This window comes from Ruegeria sp. CF4, from assembly GCF_056537345.1.
In genome coordinates this window covers 41,798-60,679 of record NZ_JBQFRJ010000011.1, presented here as the reverse complement: position 1 = coordinate 60,679, position 18,882 = coordinate 41,798, and the positions used below count along the sequence as shown (strand labels likewise).

At 59.5% G+C, this 18,882-nt stretch carries 19 protein-coding genes; 14 read left to right on the top strand and 5 right to left on the bottom strand.

Annotation, left to right across the window (positions count from 1 at the left end):
- The first annotated feature begins 5 nt into the window (after positions 1–5).
- From ACR0NF_RS18130 to ACR0NF_RS18120, 3 genes are read left to right on the top strand one after another with little or no spacing between them, the layout of a single operon-like run.
- Complete coding sequence (locus ACR0NF_RS18130) at positions 6–383, top strand: aldehyde dehydrogenase family protein (RefSeq protein WP_480778729.1); 378 nt, start codon at positions 6–8, stop codon at positions 381–383.
- 26 nt (positions 384–409) lie between these two features.
- Positions 410–1,123 carry an SDR family NAD(P)-dependent oxidoreductase gene (locus ACR0NF_RS18125; RefSeq protein ID WP_480666490.1) on the top strand — a complete coding sequence of 238 codons (714 nt, stop codon included), beginning with the start codon at positions 410–412 and terminating at the stop codon, positions 1,121–1,123.
- Positions 1,123–2,049: a 3-hydroxyacyl-CoA dehydrogenase NAD-binding domain-containing protein gene (locus ACR0NF_RS18120; RefSeq protein ID WP_480778728.1), complete on the top strand. Its 927-nt coding sequence runs from the start codon at positions 1,123–1,125 to the stop codon at positions 2,047–2,049. Before ACR0NF_RS18125 ends, ACR0NF_RS18120 begins: the two co-directional genes overlap by 1 nt.
- A gap of 7 nt (positions 2,050–2,056) precedes the next feature.
- On the opposite strand, the gene ACR0NF_RS18115 is transcribed toward ACR0NF_RS18120, so the two are convergent.
- Together ACR0NF_RS18115 and ACR0NF_RS18110 are read right to left on the bottom strand one after the other, a co-directional pair.
- Positions 2,057–3,157, bottom strand: a complete 1,101-nt coding sequence (locus ACR0NF_RS18115; RefSeq protein WP_480468942.1) for a Gfo/Idh/MocA family protein — start codon at positions 3,155–3,157, stop codon at positions 2,057–2,059.
- Between the two features lie 12 nt (positions 3,158–3,169).
- On the bottom strand, positions 3,170–3,880 hold the full coding sequence (locus ACR0NF_RS18110) for a GntR family transcriptional regulator (protein WP_480656944.1): 711 nt from the start codon (positions 3,878–3,880) through the stop codon (positions 3,170–3,172).
- A 106-nt stretch (positions 3,881–3,986) separates the two neighbouring features.
- Between ACR0NF_RS18110 and ACR0NF_RS18105 the strand changes: the two genes are divergently transcribed.
- Genes ACR0NF_RS18105 through ACR0NF_RS18080 form a run of 6 tightly spaced genes read left to right on the top strand, consistent with a single transcriptional unit; the run spans position 3,987 to position 9,564 of the window.
- Positions 3,987–5,141 carry an LLM class flavin-dependent oxidoreductase gene (locus ACR0NF_RS18105; protein ID WP_480778727.1) on the top strand — a complete coding sequence of 385 codons (1,155 nt, stop codon included), beginning with the start codon at positions 3,987–3,989 and terminating at the stop codon, positions 5,139–5,141.
- On the top strand, positions 5,141–6,031 hold the full coding sequence (locus ACR0NF_RS18100) for an aldo/keto reductase (protein ID WP_480778726.1): 891 nt from the start codon (positions 5,141–5,143) through the stop codon (positions 6,029–6,031). The genes ACR0NF_RS18105 and ACR0NF_RS18100 overlap by 1 nt, the downstream gene beginning before the upstream one ends.
- Positions 6,031–6,546, top strand: coding sequence for a flavin reductase family protein (locus tag ACR0NF_RS18095; protein ID WP_480778748.1), 516 nt, complete (start codon positions 6,031–6,033; stop codon positions 6,544–6,546). The genes ACR0NF_RS18100 and ACR0NF_RS18095 overlap by 1 nt, the downstream gene beginning before the upstream one ends.
- A 53-nt stretch (positions 6,547–6,599) precedes the next feature.
- Positions 6,600–7,187 carry a TRAP transporter small permease subunit gene (locus tag ACR0NF_RS18090; RefSeq protein ID WP_170514490.1) on the top strand — a complete coding sequence of 196 codons (588 nt, stop codon included), beginning with the start codon at positions 6,600–6,602 and terminating at the stop codon, positions 7,185–7,187.
- Positions 7,188–8,477, top strand: coding sequence for a TRAP transporter large permease (locus ACR0NF_RS18085; protein ID WP_039540899.1), 1,290 nt, complete (start codon positions 7,188–7,190; stop codon positions 8,475–8,477). It begins immediately after the preceding gene.
- Between the two features lie 25 nt (positions 8,478–8,502).
- The gene (locus tag ACR0NF_RS18080) at positions 8,503–9,564 is read left to right on the top strand and encodes a TRAP transporter substrate-binding protein (RefSeq protein ID WP_480468947.1); all 1,062 of its coding nucleotides are present in this window, start codon (positions 8,503–8,505) and stop codon (positions 9,562–9,564) included.
- A gap of 31 nt (positions 9,565–9,595) precedes the next feature.
- On the opposite strand, the gene ACR0NF_RS18075 is transcribed toward ACR0NF_RS18080, so the two are convergent.
- Positions 9,596–10,066: a tetratricopeptide repeat protein gene (locus ACR0NF_RS18075; RefSeq protein ID WP_480468948.1), complete on the bottom strand. Its 471-nt coding sequence runs from the start codon at positions 10,064–10,066 to the stop codon at positions 9,596–9,598.
- A 15-nt stretch (positions 10,067–10,081) separates the two neighbouring features.
- Between ACR0NF_RS18075 and ACR0NF_RS18070 the strand changes: the two genes are divergently transcribed.
- The 3 genes from ACR0NF_RS18070 (at position 10,082) to ACR0NF_RS18060 (ending at position 13,987) form a co-directional block, all read left to right on the top strand.
- Positions 10,082–11,350, top strand: coding sequence for a cytochrome-c peroxidase (locus tag ACR0NF_RS18070; RefSeq protein WP_480778725.1), 1,269 nt, complete (start codon positions 10,082–10,084; stop codon positions 11,348–11,350).
- A gap of 76 nt (positions 11,351–11,426) precedes the next feature.
- Positions 11,427–12,812, top strand: coding sequence for a bifunctional enoyl-CoA hydratase/phosphate acetyltransferase (locus ACR0NF_RS18065; protein ID WP_480656947.1), 1,386 nt, complete (start codon positions 11,427–11,429; stop codon positions 12,810–12,812).
- Positions 12,812–13,987, top strand: coding sequence for an acetate/propionate family kinase (locus ACR0NF_RS18060; protein WP_480468951.1), 1,176 nt, complete (start codon positions 12,812–12,814; stop codon positions 13,985–13,987). The genes ACR0NF_RS18065 and ACR0NF_RS18060 overlap by 1 nt, the downstream gene beginning before the upstream one ends.
- 210 nt (positions 13,988–14,197) lie before the next feature.
- Here the strand turns inward: ACR0NF_RS18060 and gph are convergent, their stop codons facing one another.
- On the bottom strand, positions 14,198–14,872 hold the full coding sequence (gene gph, locus ACR0NF_RS18055; RefSeq protein WP_480468952.1) for a phosphoglycolate phosphatase: 675 nt from the start codon (positions 14,870–14,872) through the stop codon (positions 14,198–14,200).
- Positions 14,873–15,096: 224 nt separating this feature from the next.
- On the opposite strand from gph, the gene hemP reads away from it, so the two are divergent.
- Together hemP and ACR0NF_RS18045 are read left to right on the top strand one after the other, a co-directional pair.
- Positions 15,097–15,264 (top strand): hemin uptake protein HemP, encoded by a 168-nt coding sequence (gene hemP / locus ACR0NF_RS18050; protein ID WP_480468953.1) that lies wholly within the window; start codon positions 15,097–15,099, stop codon positions 15,262–15,264.
- Positions 15,261–15,737 carry a hypothetical protein gene (locus tag ACR0NF_RS18045; RefSeq protein WP_480656948.1) on the top strand — a complete coding sequence of 159 codons (477 nt, stop codon included), beginning with the start codon at positions 15,261–15,263 and terminating at the stop codon, positions 15,735–15,737. The genes hemP and ACR0NF_RS18045 overlap by 4 nt, the downstream gene beginning before the upstream one ends.
- Before the next feature lie 44 nt (positions 15,738–15,781).
- On the opposite strand, the gene ACR0NF_RS18040 is transcribed toward ACR0NF_RS18045, so the two are convergent.
- Positions 15,782–18,847, bottom strand: a complete 3,066-nt coding sequence (locus ACR0NF_RS18040; protein ID WP_480778724.1) for an aminotransferase class III-fold pyridoxal phosphate-dependent enzyme — start codon at positions 18,845–18,847, stop codon at positions 15,782–15,784.
- Positions 18,848–18,882 lie beyond the last annotated feature (35 nt).

Sequence of the window (18,882 nt, the reverse complement as noted above, 5' to 3'; positions counted from 1 at the left end):
GAGGGATGGATATGCAAACAGATATGCTGATCAATGGTGAGCGCGTTGTCGGGCTGGGAGAGCCTTTACCGGTTCTCGACCCGTCCGCCGATGAAGCGATTGTCGAGATCCCTGAAGCAACGCCCGAACAGATCAAAGCCGCGGCGCAGGCGGCGCATGAGGCGTTTGAAAGCTACCACCTGACCCCACCGGCTGAGCGCGCCGGATACATTCTCGCCATCGCTGATGTGGTCGAGACGCATATTGGTGAACTGCCCGACCTGGGTACCCTCGACGTTGGCAAGCCGTGGCCTGCGATGAAAGGCTCGGGCATTGGCTGCGATATGTCGGTCTATGCGCTGGACGCCTATATGTCCGTGCGCCACGTGATGGTGGCCCAGTGATGCGGTTGGCAGGGAAAACAGCGTTGGTGACCGGCGGCCGACGAGGTATCGGTCGCGGGATTGTCGGAGCTTTCGTACGGGAAGGCGGCAAAGTAGCGACGTGCGGGCGCGGTGACAGGCCCGAGGGGCTGCCTGATGCAATCGACTGGTACAATCTGGACGTCACCGATGCAGCAGCGGTCGATGCCCTGGCGCAAGAAATGGACGGCCTCGACATTTTGGTCAACAACGCTGGGGTTCAGGTCGAAAAGACAGTGCCGGACAGTTCGGATGCTGATTGGGAGATGGTGATTGGCACCAATTGCCGGGGCGTGTTCAACCTCTGCCGTGCTTTCATCCCGCGCATGGCCGAAGGTGGCTCCATCATCAATATCGGCTCAATCTCAGGAACGGCCGCAGACCCGTCGATGGCGCTTTATAACGCGTCCAAGGCTTTTGTGCATGGGCTGACACGCTCAATCGCTATCGATCATGGCCCCCACATCCGGTGCAACGCAATCTGCCCCGGCTGGATCGAGACCGGAATGCTCGATGCAGCGTTCGATCTGGCCGCTGACCCTCGGGCGGCCCGAAGCGATGCCTTGGCGCGACACGCGACACGGCGGTTTGGCAAGCCTGAGGATATTGCCAGCATGGCGGTCTGGCTGGCCTCGGATGAGGCAGGTTTTGCAACCGGGCAATTATTCACGGTGGATGGCGGCATGACCGCGGCGTCTCCGCTCAATCCGGGATTGTTCTGATGGAAATTCAACATACCGCCTGCTTGGGCGGTGGCGTGATCGGGGCCAGTTGGGCGTCGCTGTTTCTGGCATCAGGTCGCTCGGTGGCGCTGTTCGATCCCGACCCAAAGGTTGCGGACAATGTGCGCCGTTACATCGATACCGCATGGCCCGCGATGACTGAGCTTGGTCTGACCGAAAACGGCACCCCCGATGCGATCCGCTTTTTTCCCGGTGCGGCTGAGGCGGTCGAAGGGGCCGGATTCGTGCAGGAAAACGTCCCGGAACGGCTGGAGATCAAACATGCCACGTTCCGCGCCATCGAACCTGCCTTGTCGCCAGAGGCTGTTGTCGCAAGCTCGGCCTCGGGGCTGACCCTCGGCCAGATGCAGCCGGGCTGGAATGATCCTGCGCGGTTTGTGCTGGGGCATCCGTTCAACCCTCCGCACCTGATCCCGCTGGTCGAGGTATTGGGCAATGACCGCACTGCCGATGGTGTCGTCGAACAGGCGCAGGCATTCTATCAGTCGGTCGGCAAGACCACGATCCGTCTGCACAAAGAGGTGCCCGGCCATGTCGCCAATCGCCTGCAGGCCGCGATCTGGCGCGAGGCGATCCACCTTGTCACCTCTGGCGTGGCTTCGGTTGAAGATGTCGACAAGGCTGTCTGGGCCGGTCCCGGCCTGAGATGGGCGGCAATGGGGCCGACGATGCTGTTCAACCTTGGCGCGGGTGAGGGCGGATTGCAGGCGTTCTGCGATCACTTCACCGACACGTTCAACGGGTGGTGGGATGATCTGGGCGAGGTCCGTCTGACCGAAGACGTAATCCGCACACTGGTCGAGGGCGTCACCGCTGAGGCCAAGGGCGAGGCACCCGCCGCGCTGTCGCAGCAGCGGGATGCGTTGATCGTGGCTTTGCAGAAAGCGGTCGCGGGTCTGCGCTGAGCGGCTGTTACCGTGAAAGGGTTACAGTCTCTCCGCGCTCTGCCGCTTGTTGCGCGGCAAGCCCGACGCGCACCGCCCAGATGCCATCGCGCAAGGATACCTCCGGGGCTGTGCGCTCTCCACGCACCAGTTCCAGAAAGCCCTTGTGTTGGTAGTAGGTTGACCCGTTGTGATCCCCGGCGGCCAGTAACTCGGGTTCAACCGGAATATCGCGTGCAACCGGGCCTTTGGGATCGCGCGGGCTGACGATCAGTTGCGGTACCGGAGCCTCACCCAGATGGTCAGGCCAGAAACGGCCCGGTCCGGGGATCAGGGCCTCGACCTTGGCGGCGGGACCGATGGCGCAGATCTCTTCCTGATAGCGTGACCCTTCGGCGAACATGCACAGTTCCAGCATTGCTCGTGCGCCCGAAGCGAAATCGACGATGACATAGCCATTGTCCAGAATGTCCGGCGTCTCGCCCGCATAGGTCTCGTCCAGATGATTGACCGATTGCCCACCGCTTGCCGAGACCCGCACCGGGTCCGATTGCAGGATCAGGCGCATGAGGTCGAAGAAATGGCAGCATTTTTCGACAAATGTACCGCCTGTGTTGCGGTTGAACCGGTTCCAGTTGCCGACCTTCTCAAGGAACGGAAAGCGATGCTCGCGGATCGACAGCATCCTGATCCCGCCGCTGGTGGCTTCGGCTTCATCGATCAGCGCCGCGATGGGCGGCATATAGCGATACTCCATCGCGACCCAGATCGGGTGCGGGTAGTCGCGTTCCAACTGCTCAAGCCGGTCGAGATCGGCAGGATTGTTATATAGTGGCTTCTCGACCAGCAGGGGCAGGGGGCGGGTCTGGGCGATTTCGATCAACTGTTCGACATGCAGGTGGTTGGGGCTGGCAATGACAACGCAATCCAGATCACTGATCGCCAGCAGGTCCTGTATCGACGTGGCCATCTGCGCATCCGGCGCGATGGCTTGCGCCTTTTGCGCCATCTCCGGATCAGGTTCGAATATTGCGGCGACGCGCGTACCGTCAAGCAGAGCTATATTGTGCAGGTGCTCCTGCCCCATCATGCCGCATCCGATCAGCCCGTAATTGATGGTCCGGGTCATGCGCAGTTCCTTTTACTTCAGGCGTTGGACATAGGTGGCCCGATCCGGATCGAACCATGTTTTTGAAAACTCGACAGGTTCGGCCTTCTCTGACCAGCTGAACCGCTCGATATACCCCACGATCTGGCCGGCGGGTTTGGTGAAACCACTGGGCGTCCAGTCGGGCAGGGCACCGACCGAGACACGATCCTCGGCCCGTGTGATCCAGAAGCCAAGCTGCTGCTGGTAGTAGCGATAAAGCGAGTCAGACAGCAGGCTCTGATCGATTGTCCCGGCCGATTCGTCCAGCCAGATTTCCTCGACCGCGATGATTGTATCATTCAGATAGCGCATCCGGCGGACCCGCGATCCGAATTTCGACTGACCGAATTCCGGCAAATCTGAGGGTTTTTGCAGATGATCGACCGACAGGACATCGGCGCGCGGCAACCCGCCGCCTTCGGGCAGCTCCAGCCGGAACATGGCATAGACGCTGTTCTGCGTTCCGGTCTCGCGGATGTAATTGCCCGAGCCCTGAATACGCTCCAACATGCCTTTTTTCTCAAGCTCGGCGAGCGATTTTCGCAAGGTTCCGACCGAAACATTCAGGTTGGCGGCCATATCCCTTTCAGGCGGCAGGCGCTCGCCATCCATCAGGCGGCCTGCCGCGATATCGCGGATCAGCAGCTCTGAGATCTGGACATAGATCGGCAGGGCGTTGGGATTACGGCTGTTCGTGGTCACTTGCGCGCGCTTCACTCGGTCGCAGGAAAAATTGATACACTATTGATCTACATCAATGCGCTTGCTACGCAAGAGGAAAGTCAAAGATGTACGGAGCGTGAATCAAATGAGCATCGTCCCCATCACATCCCCTGATCTGGATGCGGCCGAGGTTTCGTGGTTCGCAGCGCTGTGTTCGGATGACTACCAGTTCCTCGGTGTGCCCGACGGTGATCTGCGATCCAGTTGGGAGCATTGTTCGGGCATCGTGAAAGAAGCCGAGGCGCAAGGCTTTCGCAACATTCTGTGCCCGTCGTCCTATCAGGTCGGTCAGGATACGCTGAGTTTCGTCGCAGGTTGCGCGCCGATCACCGAAAAGATCAATCTGCTGGCTGCTGTACGCTGTGGTGAGATGCAGCCCATCATGCTGGCCCGCACCATCGCGACGCTGGACCACATGCTTAAGGGGCGGCTGACGGTCAACATCATCTCTTCCGACTTCCCCGGCGAGAAAGCCGACAGCGCGTTCCGCTATCAGCGCTCGCGCGAAGTGGTCGAGATCCTGAAACAGGCCTGGACGCAGGACGAAATCAACCATGCGGGCGAGGTCTATAACTTTTCAGGCCTGAACACCGACCCGGCTCGGCCTTACCAGACCGGTGGCCCACTGCTGTATTTCGGCGGCTACTCGCCGTCTGCTTTGGACCTGTGCGGCGAGCATTGCGATGTCTACCTGATGTGGCCTGAGACGAAGGACCAACTGGCCGAACGGATGAAGGCCGTTCACGCTGTGGCCGAGAATTACAATCGCACGCTGGACTATGGCCTGCGCGTCCACATGATTGTTCGGGATACCGAGGCTGAGGCGCAGGAATATGCGGATTACATCGTCTCGAAACTGGATGACGAATATGGCCGCGCCATCCGCGAACGGGCGCTGGACGCGACCTCACTGGGCGTGGCGCATCAGGCGAAGAACCGCGATCTGGCGGATGAATACGGTTATGTCGAGCCGGGCTTGTGGACAGGCGTCGGACGCGCGCGGTCGGGCTGTGGCGCGGCGCTGGTCGGGTCAACCGATCAGGTCATGTCCAAGATCGAAGAATATCAGAAGATGGGCATCCGCGCCTTCATCTTCTCGGGCTACCCGCACATGGATGAGGCCAAGCATTTTGGCGCCTGTGTGATGCCCAACTTGAAAACCTGCTCGCTGCCCGAAGCCTACGGGCGCGTGCCTGTAACCACCCCGGCGACCCCGCTGGGCAACGGAGTTCGTCGCTGATGCAACGTGTGAAACTATCTGACACGCTGGAAATGAGCCGCCTTGTCTATGGCATGTGGCGCTTGGGTGACGACAGCGACACCTCGACCGCGCATGTCGAGGCCAAGATTCAGGCTTGTCTGGATCAGGGCATCACCACCTTCGATCAAGCAGATATTTACGGCGGATACGCGGCCGAGGCCGTTCTGGGCAATGCCTTGCGCGCCAATCCCAGCCTGCGCCAGAAGATGGAGATTGTCACCAAATGTGACATCGTCGCTCCGGTTGGCCGCTATGCTGAGGCCAAGGTCAAATACTACGACACGTCGCGCGCGCATATTCTGAAATCGGTGGAGACGTCGCTGTCCGAAATGGCGATCGATCACATCGATCTGCTGTTGATCCATCGCCCTGATCCAATGATGGACCACCATGAAACCGGTGCAGCGTTGGATGAGGTAGTCGCCAGTGGCAAGGTCGGCGCGGTTGGCGTGTCCAACTTCCGTCCGTGGGATTGGTCCTTGCTGCAGTCGGCGATGAAAACCCAGTTGGTCACCAATCAGATTGAAATCTCGCTTGGGGAAATCAGCCCATTCACCAATGGCGATCTGGCGTTCCACCAACAGCATGGACATCCGCTTATGGCATGGTCCCCGCTTGGCGGGGGCCTTTTGATGGCCGGGAACCCTCCGGTCGGTGTTGTTGCGGATGAGATTGCCGCAGAATTCGGTGTGGATCGCGCCGCAGTGGCCGTTGCCTTCCTGCTCGCACATCCGGCGAACATCCTGCCGGTTCTAGGCACAAATAATCTGGGCCGTATCAAACGCGCCTCGGACGCTTTGAAGGTCAAGCTGGATCGTGAAAGCTGGTACCGCCTGTATGAGGCGGCGCTGGGACATGAGGTGCCATGATGAATGCAATCTCGCGCGATATGAACCATACATTTGTCCCGCATAAAGACGACACGCGAACCCTTCGTGATGCCTTTGGCCGTTTTGCCACCGGAGTTACTGTCGTGACCTGCGACAGCGAAGATGGCCCGATCTGTATTACTGCCAACAGCTTTTCGTCCCTGTCGCTGGACCCACCGCTGGTGATGTGGGCGGGCGACCGCAATTCGCGCCGGTTCCGCTATTTTTACGCGGCACGTCATTTCAGCGTGCATGTTCTGTCTGCTGAACAGGCAGAGCTGTGCTTTGGCTGTTCAAAAGACGCCCATGCGTTGCGCGATATCGAACATGACCGATGTGTAAACGGCACCCCGCTCTTGCCGGGCAGTCTTGCCCGGTTCGAATGCGAGCAGCACGCCTATCACGATGCAGGCGATCATGTGATCGTGGTGGGCAAAGTTCTGAAAGTCAGCATGGCGGATGGAGACGCGCTGACTTTCTTTGCCGGAAAACTCGGCCAATTCGCGCAGAACTAAGCGCGATATGACGACTGCGGGGCAAACCCGCGGCTGAACAAGGGAGGATCCGCATGGGCGGACTGGCATCGGCGTTAGCGCCGATTGCATTCGTGAACGAAACCGTGCTGCGACTGGGCCGCGCGGTTGGTGTCGTTGCGATTGCATTCATGGTGATCGCAATCCTGATCCAGGTGTTCTTTCGATACGTTCTTGGAAACGCTCTGCCATGGCCGGACGAGGCTGCGCGGTTCTGTATGCTCTGGATGACGGGCCTGATGGCGCCCACAGCCTTCCGACGCGGAGGTTTTGTCGCCATCGACATGCTGCAGCGCTTCCTGCCGCGCGTGCTTGGCCTTTCGCTGAATCTATTCCTGCTGCTGATCTCGCTGGCCGTCCTGCTGGTTGCAGTCAATATCGGCTGGTCCGAGGTGACGGGATTTGGTGGCCGGTTCGCCACTGCGGCCCTGTATCTGCCCACTTCTTTCGGGTTCGACGAATGGTATCGCATTCCGCGCAGTTGGATGATGGCGTCACTGCTGGTGGGGATCATCCTTCTGATCTCGGTCAATATCGAGCTGATCCTGCGGTCCATCGTGACCATGCTGGGCGGAGGGCATCTTCTGCCTGAGATTCCCGAAGCTGCGGTGGGGGCTGAATAAATGCTGATTTGGTTCCTACCCACATTCCTGATTTTCCTGCTGATCGGCCTGCCGGTCTTTTTTGCATTGCTGGCCGCTCCGGGTATTTTGCTGTGGCTCAGCGGTCAGACCAACGACATCACGCTGCTTTATCGCAATGTTTATAACGGCATGGACAGCTTCCCGCTGATGGCCATTCCGTTTTTCATGCTGGCTGGAGAGTTGATGAACCGCGGCGGCATCACCATCCGTCTCGTCGAGTTCAGTCAGGCCCTGATGGGCCACCTGCGGGGCGGCCTTGCACATGTGAACGTGCTGAGCTCGATCCTGTTCGCTGGCCTTTCGGGCTCTGCCGTGGCTGACACCTCGGCGCTTGGATCTATGTTGATCCCGGCGATGGAGAAGCAGGGCTATACCCGCAAATTCGCCGCCGCGATCACGGCGGCCAGTTCGGTGATCGGGCCAATCATCCCGCCTTCGGGTATTATGATCATCTATGCCTATGTCATGGGTGAAAGTGTGGCGGCGCTGTTCCTTGCTGGTATCGTACCCGGTGTGATGGTTGGCGTTGGCTTGATGCTTATGATCAAGGTCATGGCCGATCGGTATGACTTCCCAGTCGCCAGCCGCAAATACACTTGGCCCGAACGCCGTCAGGCCAGTCTGAAAGCGTTCTTTCCGCTGATGACACCAGTGATCATTCTGGGTGGTATTCTTGGCGGTATATTCACCCCAACCGAGGCCGCCGCCGTGGCCGTGGGATATGCCTTCATCATCGGTTTCTTTGTTCTGCGCACCCTTACTTTGAAGGAAGTTCCCGAAATACTTAGCAATGCAGGCATGACTTCGGCGGTCGTCCTGTTGCTGGTCGGCGCGGCGATGGCGTTCAAGACGGTCGTTAGTCTCAGCCATGCGCCGGAACAATTGGCCTCGCTGATCCTCAGCCTGTCGGAAAACCCGCTGATCCTGCTGTTCCTGATCAACCTGCTGCTGTTCATCGTCGGCATGTTTCTGGACGCAGGCCCCGCGATCATCATCCTTGGCCCGATCCTTGGTCCGATCTTCACCAGCCTCGGCGTAGACCCGATCCATTTCGCCATCATCATGAGCGTCAACCTGACCGTCGGTCTGGCCACACCGCCCATGGGGTTGGTTCTATTTGTGGCTGCCGCAGTTTCACGCGAACGGGTTGAGACCATCGCCAAGGCAATCCTGCCGTTTCTGGCAGTCGAAATTATCGTGATCTTTCTGATCACTTATATCCCCGCACTATCCATGACGATCCCGAGGATAACGGGATTTGCAAACTGAACTGAGTATCACAGGGAGGAAACGCATGCTCAGAAGATTTATGAAAACCGCAGCGGTGGCCACATCGCTGGTGGCCGCGTCCGCCATGGTCGCGACCGCTGCCGACTATACGCTGCGCGCCACTGCCAACTCGAACGAAAATGACGAAGACTATGACGGGCTGGTCGTCTTCAAGAACTATGTCGAGGCTGCCTCGAACGGCGCCATCGAGGTTGAGCTGTTCATCGGCACGCAGCTGTGTTCGAACGGTGCTGAGTGCCTGCAGGGCGTGGCCGATGGCACCATCGACATCTATATCTCCACCTCGGGCGGGGCCTCGGGCATCTTTCCTTATGTGCAGGTTCTGGACCTGCCTTACCTGATGGCCGATGACCGCATTGCCGAGCATGTCCTTTCCGGCGATTTCACCCGCACCATGCGTGACATGGCGCTTGAGGATTCCGGCGGCGCGATCCGACTGATGACCATCGGCAACACCGGCGGCTGGCGCAACTTCGCCAACACCCAGCGCCGTATTGCTGAGCCCGCCGACATGGAGGGCTTGAAGATCCGCACCGTGGTCGCCGACCTGCCGCAGGAACTGGTGAAGGCGCTGGGTGCATCACCCACCCCGATCCCGTGGCCGGAACTGTTCACCAGCTTCCAGACTGGCGTTGTTGAAGGGTCCAAGAACGGTATCACTGACATCATGGGCATGAAATTCCCTGACGCGGGCCTGCAATATGTCACGCTGGACGGCCACGCCTATATGGGCGCGTTGTGGTGGATGAACAACGCCAAGTTCCAGGAGATGCCCGAGGATATGCGCCGTGTCGTCGTGGACGGCTTCTATGCTCTGCAGCAGGCGACCTTTGCCTCGCCCAAGCGCAAGTCGATTCAGGCTTATGAGGATTTTGTCGCCGGTGGCGGTGACCTTTATGTCCTGACACCCGACCAGAAGGCTGCGTTCAAAGAGGCTGCAACCCCGGTCTATGACTGGTTCCAGTCCAATGTGACACGTGGCGATGAGATCTTTGTAGCGTTGACGGACGCTGTGGCAGCAGCCGAGGCGGACGTGAACGCCTCACGCGATGCGGACCTGAACTGAGATATTGGGTCGGGCCCTCGTGGCCCGGCCTTCACCGAAACGGGTACATCCACCCTTTGTAGTCGTTGACCAGAACATGCGCCCTTTCGATCTGCTCCGGCGTCATTTTCTTGACCACTTCCTCAAGGCTGATCGCTGCATCGGGATCGCCGCCAATCGCGCTGAGTGTGTACCACATATAGGCCCGCACCAGATCAGGCGCGGGCATGCCGAGACCCAGCTCATAATACCAGCCGATGCCGGATTGCGCCCCCGGATGCCCCTTCATCGATGCGCGCAGATACCATTCAAACGCCCGCTCATAGTCCTGTTTGACCCCAAGCCCCAACCCGTACATCACACCGATCAATTCCTCGGCTTCGGCATTTCCGGACCGAGCGGCGGGCAGCAGTTCCTCGCGCGCTGCTTCAAACTCTCCGGCCTCCATCAGATTGCGTGCCTGTTCCAACTCAGCCAGCGCTGGGGTCGCGAGAAGGCAAAGGGCAAATACAAGCTGACGCATGGGATTGCTTTCCTTTTGGCAGGGGCTGCGGCTGCTCAGGATTTGCCGCGTCCGCTGACGGATGATGATTTCCTCCCCTTTGATATGAAACAGGCCGCCATTGGTCATCAACTGTTTTACGACCCGATCCTGTCGGGCAACCAGAACATCAGTTGCGCTCATTGCCACCACCCGGATTTCGGCACCTCGGACGGGTTGTCGCTGGGCATCGGCGAGGGCGGGCAGGGCCTGGGGCCAGATCGCACGCCGGGCATCGGTGCAGACAAGATCCGCAAGCGCATTCCGCGCAATTCACCAGGTTTGTGGAACCTTGGGACAAAGGAGCTTCACACAGTCTTCCACGATGGCCGCCTGAGTATTTCGGATGTCTACGGCAACGGCTTCAACTCGCCCGCGCAGGAATGGCTGCCGGAGGGGCTGAATTCTTTGCTGGCGGCGCAGGCACTGTTCCCGCTGACCTCGCAATTTGAGATGGCCGGGAATGTGGCGGAAAATCAGGTCACCGGCGCGGTGCATGACCGCATCGACAAGGGCTGGCCGATCCTTGCCAAGCGCGTTCGCACCGATCCGCGCTATGGCCTCGCCATGGTCGAGGCTTTCGACGAAATCGACGCGACAGAGGATATCTCGATCACCCAAGTCGCCAACGCGCTGGCGGCATTCATGGCGCTGGAATGGCGCAGCATGGACAGCCCGTTCGATCAATACCTGGCAGGGGATCACACGGCTTTAACGCCGCAGCAGCACGACGGCATGACCCTGTTCTTTGGCGAGGCGGGATGCGCAAACTGCCACTCGGGACCTTTGCTGTCGGATCAGAAATTCCACGCGCTGGGCCTGCCGCCTTTCGGTCCAGGCAAGACCCGCCAATGGGACCCCTATGCCCGCGATGTGGGTCGCATGGGGGAAAGCGACCGGCTTGAGGACGCCTATCGCTTTCGCACCCCGATGCTGCGCAACGTGACCGAGACAGCGCCCTACGGCCATAATGGCGCCTTTCCCGATCTGGAAGGCATCATCCGTCACCACCTGAATCCATCGCAGAGCCTTGAGGCCTGGACCCCTGAAATGGCTGGGTTGCCGGATGTACCGTGGCTGGCCAAGGTGGATTTCATCGTTTGGCAGGACCGGTTTGAGATGGACCGCCAGCGCCAGAAGATCGATATTGAGCCGTTGGAGCTGACCGACTCCCAGATCGCCGATTTGGTGGCATTCTTGGGCGCGTTGAAAGGCACAACGCTGGATACGCCGCTCTTCGGCGTGCCAGATGGTTTTGAGCCCTAGAAAACTCCGCGAACGTCATTGGATATTTACCTGAAATCTCATAATGCTCGGTACAAATCAGCCGTCGAGAGTATCCATGCAGTACCACAACAAGCCCTACGATCAGCTACAGATTGGCGATACGGCCGAGTTAAGACGGATTTGCACCGAGGATGATTTTTATGTCTTCGCGTCGAACTCCGGTAATCATAACCCCCTGCATCTGGCGGCCGAGGATGGAGATGGCGACAACATAGATGAGGCGATTGCGCCCGCGATGTTTGTCGGGGCTCTGATATCGGCCGTGCTGGGGAATATCCTGCCGGGTGCTGGGACGCTCTATAAGTCGCAAAGCTTCGATTTCAGCACTCGCGCCCATGCGGGCGAGGAACTGATGGCGCGCGTTACGGTCGTCGAAAAGCGCGAGAACCGAGAGGTGGTTCTGGAAACTCAGGTGATCCGACCCAGCGATGATGCGGTGATCGTCTCTGGCACCGCGGTGGTGATCGCGCCGGAAAAAGAGATGTCATTTCATGAGATCGAAGTGCCGGGTCTTGTGGTGCAGCGGCACCGGCATTTCGACGCGTTGCTGGATCGGTCGCGCCCGTTGCCCCCGATCCCCACAGCCGTGATCGCCCCGGAAGAGCCGAACTCGCTCGGCGGGGCGCTTCTGGCGGCGCGCGAGACCATTATCGAACCAATCCTGATCGGCGATCCCGACAAGATACTGGCAGCCTCCAAAGAGATTGATCTGCCGTTGGGCGAGACCGAGATCATCCCTGTCGCGGGCCATTTCGATGCCGCCAACAAGGCAGTCGATCTGGTGATGGATGGCCGTGCCGAGGCCTTGATGAAGGGCCATCTGCACACGGATGACCTGCTGCGCGCCGCGCTCCGGCGTGACAGGGGTTTGAAAGTCGGGCGACGCTTTACCCATGTGTTTGTAATGGATGTACCCGGGCAGCCTCATCCGCTGCTGGTGACCGATGCGGCCATCAATATCGAGCCTGATCTGGAAACGAAAATCGACATCACCCAGAATGCCATCGATCTGGCGATCTCAATCGGTATCGGCGCGCCAAAGGTTGGTGTTCTGTCGGCGGTCGAGACGGTGAACCCCGCGATCCGCTCCTCTATCGACGCAGCGCTTTTGTCCAAGATGGCCGAGCGTGGGCAGATCAAGGGCGGTCTGGTCGATGGCCCTCTGGCCATGGACAACGCGGTTAGCCTGGCGGCAGCACGTACCAAAGGGATTGTCTCGGAAGTGGCGGGCCGCGCCGACATTCTGGTCGTACCCAATCTGGACGCTGGCAATATGCTGGCCAAACAGCTGACCTATATTGCCCATGCCGAAGGTGCCGGAGTGGTGCTGGGGGCGAGGGTGCCGATTATTCTGAACAGCCGTGCGGATGACGACAAGGCGCGCCTCGCCTCTTGCGCCGTGGCGGCGTTGCATGCGGCGCGGTTGTCTGGAAAGGTTTGATGGATCATATCGTTACGCTGAATGCTGGTTCCTCGTCGCTGAAATTCGGGCTGTTCGCTCGGGGCGACGGCGATCCCAGCCCGGTCTGCACCGGAATGGTCGACAGGATCGGCAGCCCCGGGGCGTCGGTCAGCCTGCGTGGGGCGGATGGCAGCAGACTGATCGACGAGGTTTCGGATGCAATCCGCGATCACGACAGCGCGCTGGATCGGGTTCTCAGCCTGCTGCAGAACCAGTTTCCCGCAGCCCGGGTCGCTGCGGTGGGGCACCGCATCGTGCACGGAGGTCCGGATAACGACCGGCCCGCTACCATTACCCCCGATGTTCTAAGCGCACTGGAGGCGCTGAAACCCTTCGCGCCGCTGCACCAGCCCTATAACTTAGCCGGTGCGCGGGCCGCGATGGCGCGCTTTCCCGAGGCCACTCAGGTGGCCTGTTTCGACACAGCCTTTCATCGTCATCACCCGTGGGTGAACGATACCTTCGCGCTGCCGACTGAATATTATGACATGGGTGTCCGTCGCTATGGCTTCCATGGGCTCAGCTACGACTACATCTCGGGTCACCTGGCCCAGACTGCGCCAGGGGTGCATTCCGGGCGGGTGATCGTGGCGCATCTGGGCAATGGCGCATCAATGTGCGCCATTCATGGAGGTCGCTCGGTGGGCTCGACCATGGGCTTTTCAGCGCTGGATGGCTTGCCGATGGGCACGCGCTGCGGTCAGCTTGATCCGGGCGTGATGCTGTACTTGATGCAGCAGAAGGGTATGGAGGCAGAAGAGATATCGGACCTGCTATATCGCAAGTCGGGTCTTCTGGGGTTGTCGGGTCTGTCCAACGATATGCGCACACTTGAACAGTCGGATACGCCTGAGGCCAAGCGGGCAATCGAGTACTTCACCTTCCGCGCCCGCCGGGAACTGGGATCGCTTACAGCGGTGCTTGGTGGTCTGGACGCTGTAGTGTTCACCGGTGGGATCGGAGAGAATTCGGTTTTGATACGATCCGAGATTTGCTCGGATCTAGGGTGGCTCGGGGCTGAGCTGGACGAGAAAGCCAATGCCGGCAGTGCACGTGTGATCTCGACCGAGTCGTCCGCCGTGAAGCTGATGGTCATACCTACCAACGAAGAACTTGTGATCGCCCGCGCAGCCGCCGGAATGTCTGCCGGATAGGTCGCAAAACGCACCCGGATGGACGTTATTTTGCTGGAGTTTTGACAAAAAAGCGCTGCTCTACGGGAATCCCCCAATTTCGGCGCTTGGGTAGATACGTTAATTATTCATTAACACCGGGCAGAACGCCCGTACCACTTTCACAAATTTCCCCCGATGAGGGGCTGGCTTCTTACCCCCTTGGCCGGCCCCTCTCTCTTTTTTTAGGGGTCATGAGTGCTGTGGTGTGTCCCCGAGGATCTGGTTCACCAGATCGGGCAATTCCGCGCTGTCGGCATAGCTGAGCGTATGGTGCATCTCGGTGATCGGTGATTTGCGATAGCCTTCGGTGAACAACAGGAATGGCACCTTCGCCCTGTGCGCGGTTTCAGCGTCGACTTCGCTGTCTCCGACAAATATGCGGGGGCCGGTATCAGGCAGGGCCTCGAAGCTGGCGTGTAGATGCGCAGGATCGGGTTTGCGGGTGTTCAGGCTGTCGCCGCCAAAGACCACGTCGAAATACTGTGACAGATTCAGTGCGTCCAAGACATGACGCGCCGGTTCTTCGGGCTTGTTGGTGCATACGCCCAGAGTGCAGCCCATGGCACGCAGTTGTTCAAGCGCCTCGGGTACGCCGGGATAGACGGCGGTCTGATCACAGGCGACGGCATTGTAATGGCGCAGAGTGAGCTGTGTTAGCTCCGGGTGTCGATCCCGGTCGATCCCGCAATGATCGATGACCCGCTCGACCAGCTTGGGCAAGCCGTTGCCGACGAAGCTTCGGATCGTATCCTGGGGCAGGGGGGTGAGTCCCTGATCTGTCAGCATCCGGTTCGCGGCATTTGCGATGTCGGCGATGCTGTCCACCAGAGTCCCGTCCAGGTCAAATACTACAACTGCCACCATGTTCGATTCCGTCTCTGTTCAGGTACGCCCAAGGCCTAAGGCGCAGCGGCGATCTGTGCAACAGGAAGCGGTTGAAATGCCTAAAAAACCAAGGGTTGACAAATCTTACTATTTTTATCAGATTAAGGGTTGAGAACAGTCAGCCAACCCGAGATCGGGTCAGCCAGATCAAGCGAACCACGAACAGATAAGGCCAAGTGCCAAAACGCTCTGGAGATGCTCCGATGAACGCGCAGACCCCCAATCCGACCCAAAGCTATGCTATCTCGATGCTGCCCGCGCATAAGGCAGAAGACCTGACCGCAGGCGGGAACCTGGCTCATATCGAGCTTGGTGATCAGCTTTACACCCTGCGCATCACCCGCGCGGGCAAACTGATCCTGACGAAATGAGCGTGCCTGCATCGCGCGGCGGTGCCGCCGTTGGACGACTGTCCGATCTGACCCCGGTTGAGGCAGGTGCTGTGATGTACTTGCGTCTATGGGGCGATGGTGAAACCGGTCGTGCCAATGCGGCCAGCGATTTCGACATCGCGCTGGGCGTGGATCATGGTCGGGCCGCTATGCTGACGCTGGATCGATTGTGCGCGCTCTGTGCTCATCACGGGCGGAGACCACTGGTTCGGCACGGGCTCGGATGCTCCTGTCTGGGCGCGGATGAGAACTGCTTTGCCCAGATGATTGCCGCCGCCTCCGAAGGCGCGCGCGAAGATGCGATGATGATGGCTTCTTTGATCGTGCGCCCGGATTTCGCCCCCGCTCTGGCGTCGTTGTCAGAAGAACTTGGTCTGGCCTTGCGTCGCATGACCGCCTCAATCCCCCTGCCGACGACAGGGCACCAACCCCCAAGCTCGGTGCTCCACTGATCGGTAAACTCAAAACCCCGGCCATTTTGCCGGGGTTTTGTTTTTTAGCAGCAGCCGCAACCGGCGTGATGATGATCATGATCGCAAGAAGGCTCTGGCGTGTAATCGCCCACCTCGGACAACACATCGCGCAGGGCCCAGAGGATCATATCCACATCCTCGGCTTCGATCGTCAGCGGAGGGCGGATCTTCAGGATGTTGTCCTTCGGCCCCTCACTGCCGATCAGAATGCGATGATCCCGCATCCGGTTTTTGACATAGCTGCAGATCTCGCTGGCCTCTGAACCATCGGGATTGATCAACTCGACACCCAGAAACAGACCCATGCCGCGCACATCGCCGACCTGCGGGAAATCGGTTTCGATCTGCCGCAGCCCTTCCATCAGGCGGGCTCCCATAACGCGGGCATTGTCCTGCAGGCCTTCGTCATCAACGATATCCAGCACCTCTTTACCGATGCGGCAGGACAGAGTTGATCCGCCGAAGGTCGAGAAGAACTCGATCCCGTTATCAAAGCTTTGTGCGATCTCTTTGGTCGTGACCAGCACACCCAGAGGATGCCCGTTGCCGATGGGTTTGCCCATCACCACGATATCCGGCAGCGCGCCCTGATGTTCGAAGCCGAAATAATGCTCTCCAAGACGACCAAGCCCAGTCTGCACTTCGTCGGCGATGCAAACACCACCCGCAGCGCGGATTTTATCATAGACGGCAGGCAGATATCCTTTGGGCGGAATGATCTGCCCTCCGACCGACGGGAAGGTTTCTGCGATGAATCCAGCGACACCGTGGCCGCGTTCCTGCAAAGCGGCAATCGCGGGATCGACAAAATTCGCGAATTTTGTGGCGCAGTCGGGATCGTCCCGCTTGAACGGGCCGCGATAATCATCCGCAACCTCAACCAGCTCCACCCAATCCGCCTTGCCGACGCCGCCCGGCTTGTTGAACTTGTAGGCCGAGATCGCCACCGCCGCGTTGGTATTGCCATGATACCCGTGATCCGGCGTTACGATCCCCTTCGCCCCGGTATGCGCCCGCGCCAGACGCAAGGCCAGCTCATTGGCCTCGGTGCCGGAGTTGACGAAGAAGCAGACCTCTAACCGGTCGGGGAGTTTTGACAAGACCTTCTCAGCAAAGGCGGTCTGTGCAGGGTGCAGATAGCGGGTGTTCGAGTTCATCCGCTTCAGCTGATCCGCTGCGACCGCCTGAATCCGCGGATGCGCGTGCCCCACGTGGGGCACGTTGTTATAGGCGTCCAGATAGGGGCGACCCCATTCATCGAACAGATGGTGCTTCCAACCGCGCACCAGCATGACCGGATCATCGTATGTCAGGCTGAGGTTGCCCCCGAAGTGATTGTGCCGCCCCTGCAGAATCTTCTGCTTGTCCGTCGGGCGATACGCGACCTTATCGTCCGGCAGGTTCAACAGCGCAGCCGGGTTGGGGCAGACAGCATTCCACAGCTCCAACTCATCCGGATCGGCCACGCCGGGCCAGTCGGCTTGCATGCCTCGTGTGGTCAACGCCAGTTGGAAATGCACATGCGGCGCCCAACCGCCGTTTTGCGTGGCGTCCCCCAGTTGCGCAAAAGCCGCGCCCTGCGCCACCGGATCTCCCGGTTTCAAACGGTCGCAGACCTCGGGGTCAAGATGGCCGTAAAGCGTATAGAATGCATCGCCATCCGACGTCTCATGATGCAGGATCACCACCCCGCCATAGTCCAGATGCGCATCGCGGTTTTCTACCGCTTCGACCCGACCACTGAGCGGCGCATGCAGAACGGTCCCCGCAGGCGCAAACACATCCACAGCCAGATGCACCGTCCGCCGATCCGAGGCCTTCCACGGCCCCTTGCGGAAACCCGGCTCGGCATAGATCAGGCGGGGCTCGTTGTAATATCCCAGCCAAAGGCCTTCACCGAACTCCTCCCCCACGCGCGCTGCCTCTTCAAGGGGCATGTGGAACGGGTTCTGAGGCCAGGTCGAATTTTCAACCGAAAGCGAGCCCATGGGCGTTGCGCTCAAATCCTGCCCGAACATTTGCGCGAACTGCCCGCGATGGTTGGCCAGATAGGCATGTATGCGCTCCGCTCCGTCCACCACCGGCAAACCACAGGCCGTGCGCAGCCGCGCCGACATCAAATGGCCATTGAGCGATGTGTTCTCAAGAAATCGCCACGCCGGGGCCTGACTGACCGTCACATAAGGGTCATCCGGGTTTTCCGCTGCCATAAGGGTCGAGTTCACAACGGACACCGCAAGCCGCATCTGCAACAGAGGCCAGATCAAATCGACCTCATCTGCGCGCAACCGGTTGGCGGCATGATAGCCGCGCACCAGCGCTGCCAGCGCGCGTTCGGGCTTGGGATGATCCAGCACCACATAGGCTCCGGCAATCGCAAGATCGCATATCCGCGGTGCGGCGCACATATCTCCAAGATCAATCAGGCCCGAGACGCTGCGGCGTTCGCTCAATTCACCCTCGACCAGAATGTTGTAGTCATTTGCATCATTGTGAATGGCCTGTTTGGGCAGATCATCCAGCTGGCTGCGAATGGCATCAAAGCCAGCCACAACATCCTGCAACAGGGCACGCCGCACAGTGTCCTCAATTGCTTCCAACTGATCGGCAATCCAACCCGCCTGCATCAGGTCCCACTTGAACCCCTCACGATGCAGACCCGCATGATCGAACCCTTCCAGCGCCCGATCTGTCGCGCCTAGCACGCGACCCAGCTTCAGGATCAGATCCTCTGTCTTGGGCGCGCTGCGCGCATAACACTCACCCGGCAACCGCTCCAGCAACCAAACCAACCGTTCCGTTCCGCTTTCATCTTCAATTGCGGGCAACATCGCTTCCGAGAGATCGGGGAAGACCTTTGGAAAAGGCAGCCCGGGCGCTGCCGAAGCGATATGTTCCAAGGCTTTGATCTGCAAATCGACCAATCCGGGCTCACACCCCGCCCGCATGACCTTCAGCACATAATCCTGACCGTTGGTCGCCTGCACCAGAAAGTTGAGGTCATATTCCCCATCCAACCGCGTCAACCGAGCATCCAGCCCCCAGCGTTGGCGTAGCTTCCCGGCCCAATATGCGTTCAAATCGCTCATGCGACACCCCTTAGCTCTCCCCAAAGGGGATCCTC

Coding starts and splice junctions, on each gene's coding strand:
- ACR0NF_RS18130 (WP_480778729.1), top strand. CDS start 6: ATGGATATGCAAACAGATATGCTGATCAATGGTGAGCGCGTTGTCGGG.
- ACR0NF_RS18120 (WP_480778728.1), top strand. CDS start 1,123: ATGGAAATTCAACATACCGCCTGCTTGGGCGGTGGCGTGATCGGGGCC.
- ACR0NF_RS18115 (WP_480468942.1), bottom strand. CDS start 3,157: ATGACCCGGACCATCAATTACGGGCTGATCGGATGCGGCATGATGGGG.
- ACR0NF_RS18105 (WP_480778727.1), top strand. CDS start 3,987: ATGAGCATCGTCCCCATCACATCCCCTGATCTGGATGCGGCCGAGGTT.
- ACR0NF_RS18100 (WP_480778726.1), top strand. CDS start 5,141: ATGCAACGTGTGAAACTATCTGACACGCTGGAAATGAGCCGCCTTGTC.
- ACR0NF_RS18095 (WP_480778748.1), top strand. CDS start 6,031: ATGAATGCAATCTCGCGCGATATGAACCATACATTTGTCCCGCATAAA.
- ACR0NF_RS18090 (WP_170514490.1), top strand. CDS start 6,600: ATGGGCGGACTGGCATCGGCGTTAGCGCCGATTGCATTCGTGAACGAA.
- ACR0NF_RS18085 (WP_039540899.1), top strand. CDS start 7,188: ATGCTGATTTGGTTCCTACCCACATTCCTGATTTTCCTGCTGATCGGC.
- ACR0NF_RS18080 (WP_480468947.1), top strand. CDS start 8,503: ATGCTCAGAAGATTTATGAAAACCGCAGCGGTGGCCACATCGCTGGTG.
- ACR0NF_RS18075 (WP_480468948.1), bottom strand. CDS start 10,066: ATGCGTCAGCTTGTATTTGCCCTTTGCCTTCTCGCGACCCCAGCGCTG.
- ACR0NF_RS18065 (WP_480656947.1), top strand. CDS start 11,427: ATGCAGTACCACAACAAGCCCTACGATCAGCTACAGATTGGCGATACG.
- ACR0NF_RS18060 (WP_480468951.1), top strand. CDS start 12,812: ATGGATCATATCGTTACGCTGAATGCTGGTTCCTCGTCGCTGAAATTC.
- gph (WP_480468952.1), bottom strand. CDS start 14,872: ATGGTGGCAGTTGTAGTATTTGACCTGGACGGGACTCTGGTGGACAGC.
- hemP (WP_480468953.1), top strand. CDS start 15,097: ATGAACGCGCAGACCCCCAATCCGACCCAAAGCTATGCTATCTCGATG.
- ACR0NF_RS18045 (WP_480656948.1), top strand. CDS start 15,261: ATGAGCGTGCCTGCATCGCGCGGCGGTGCCGCCGTTGGACGACTGTCC.
- ACR0NF_RS18040 (WP_480778724.1), bottom strand. CDS start 18,847: ATGAGCGATTTGAACGCATATTGGGCCGGGAAGCTACGCCAACGCTGG.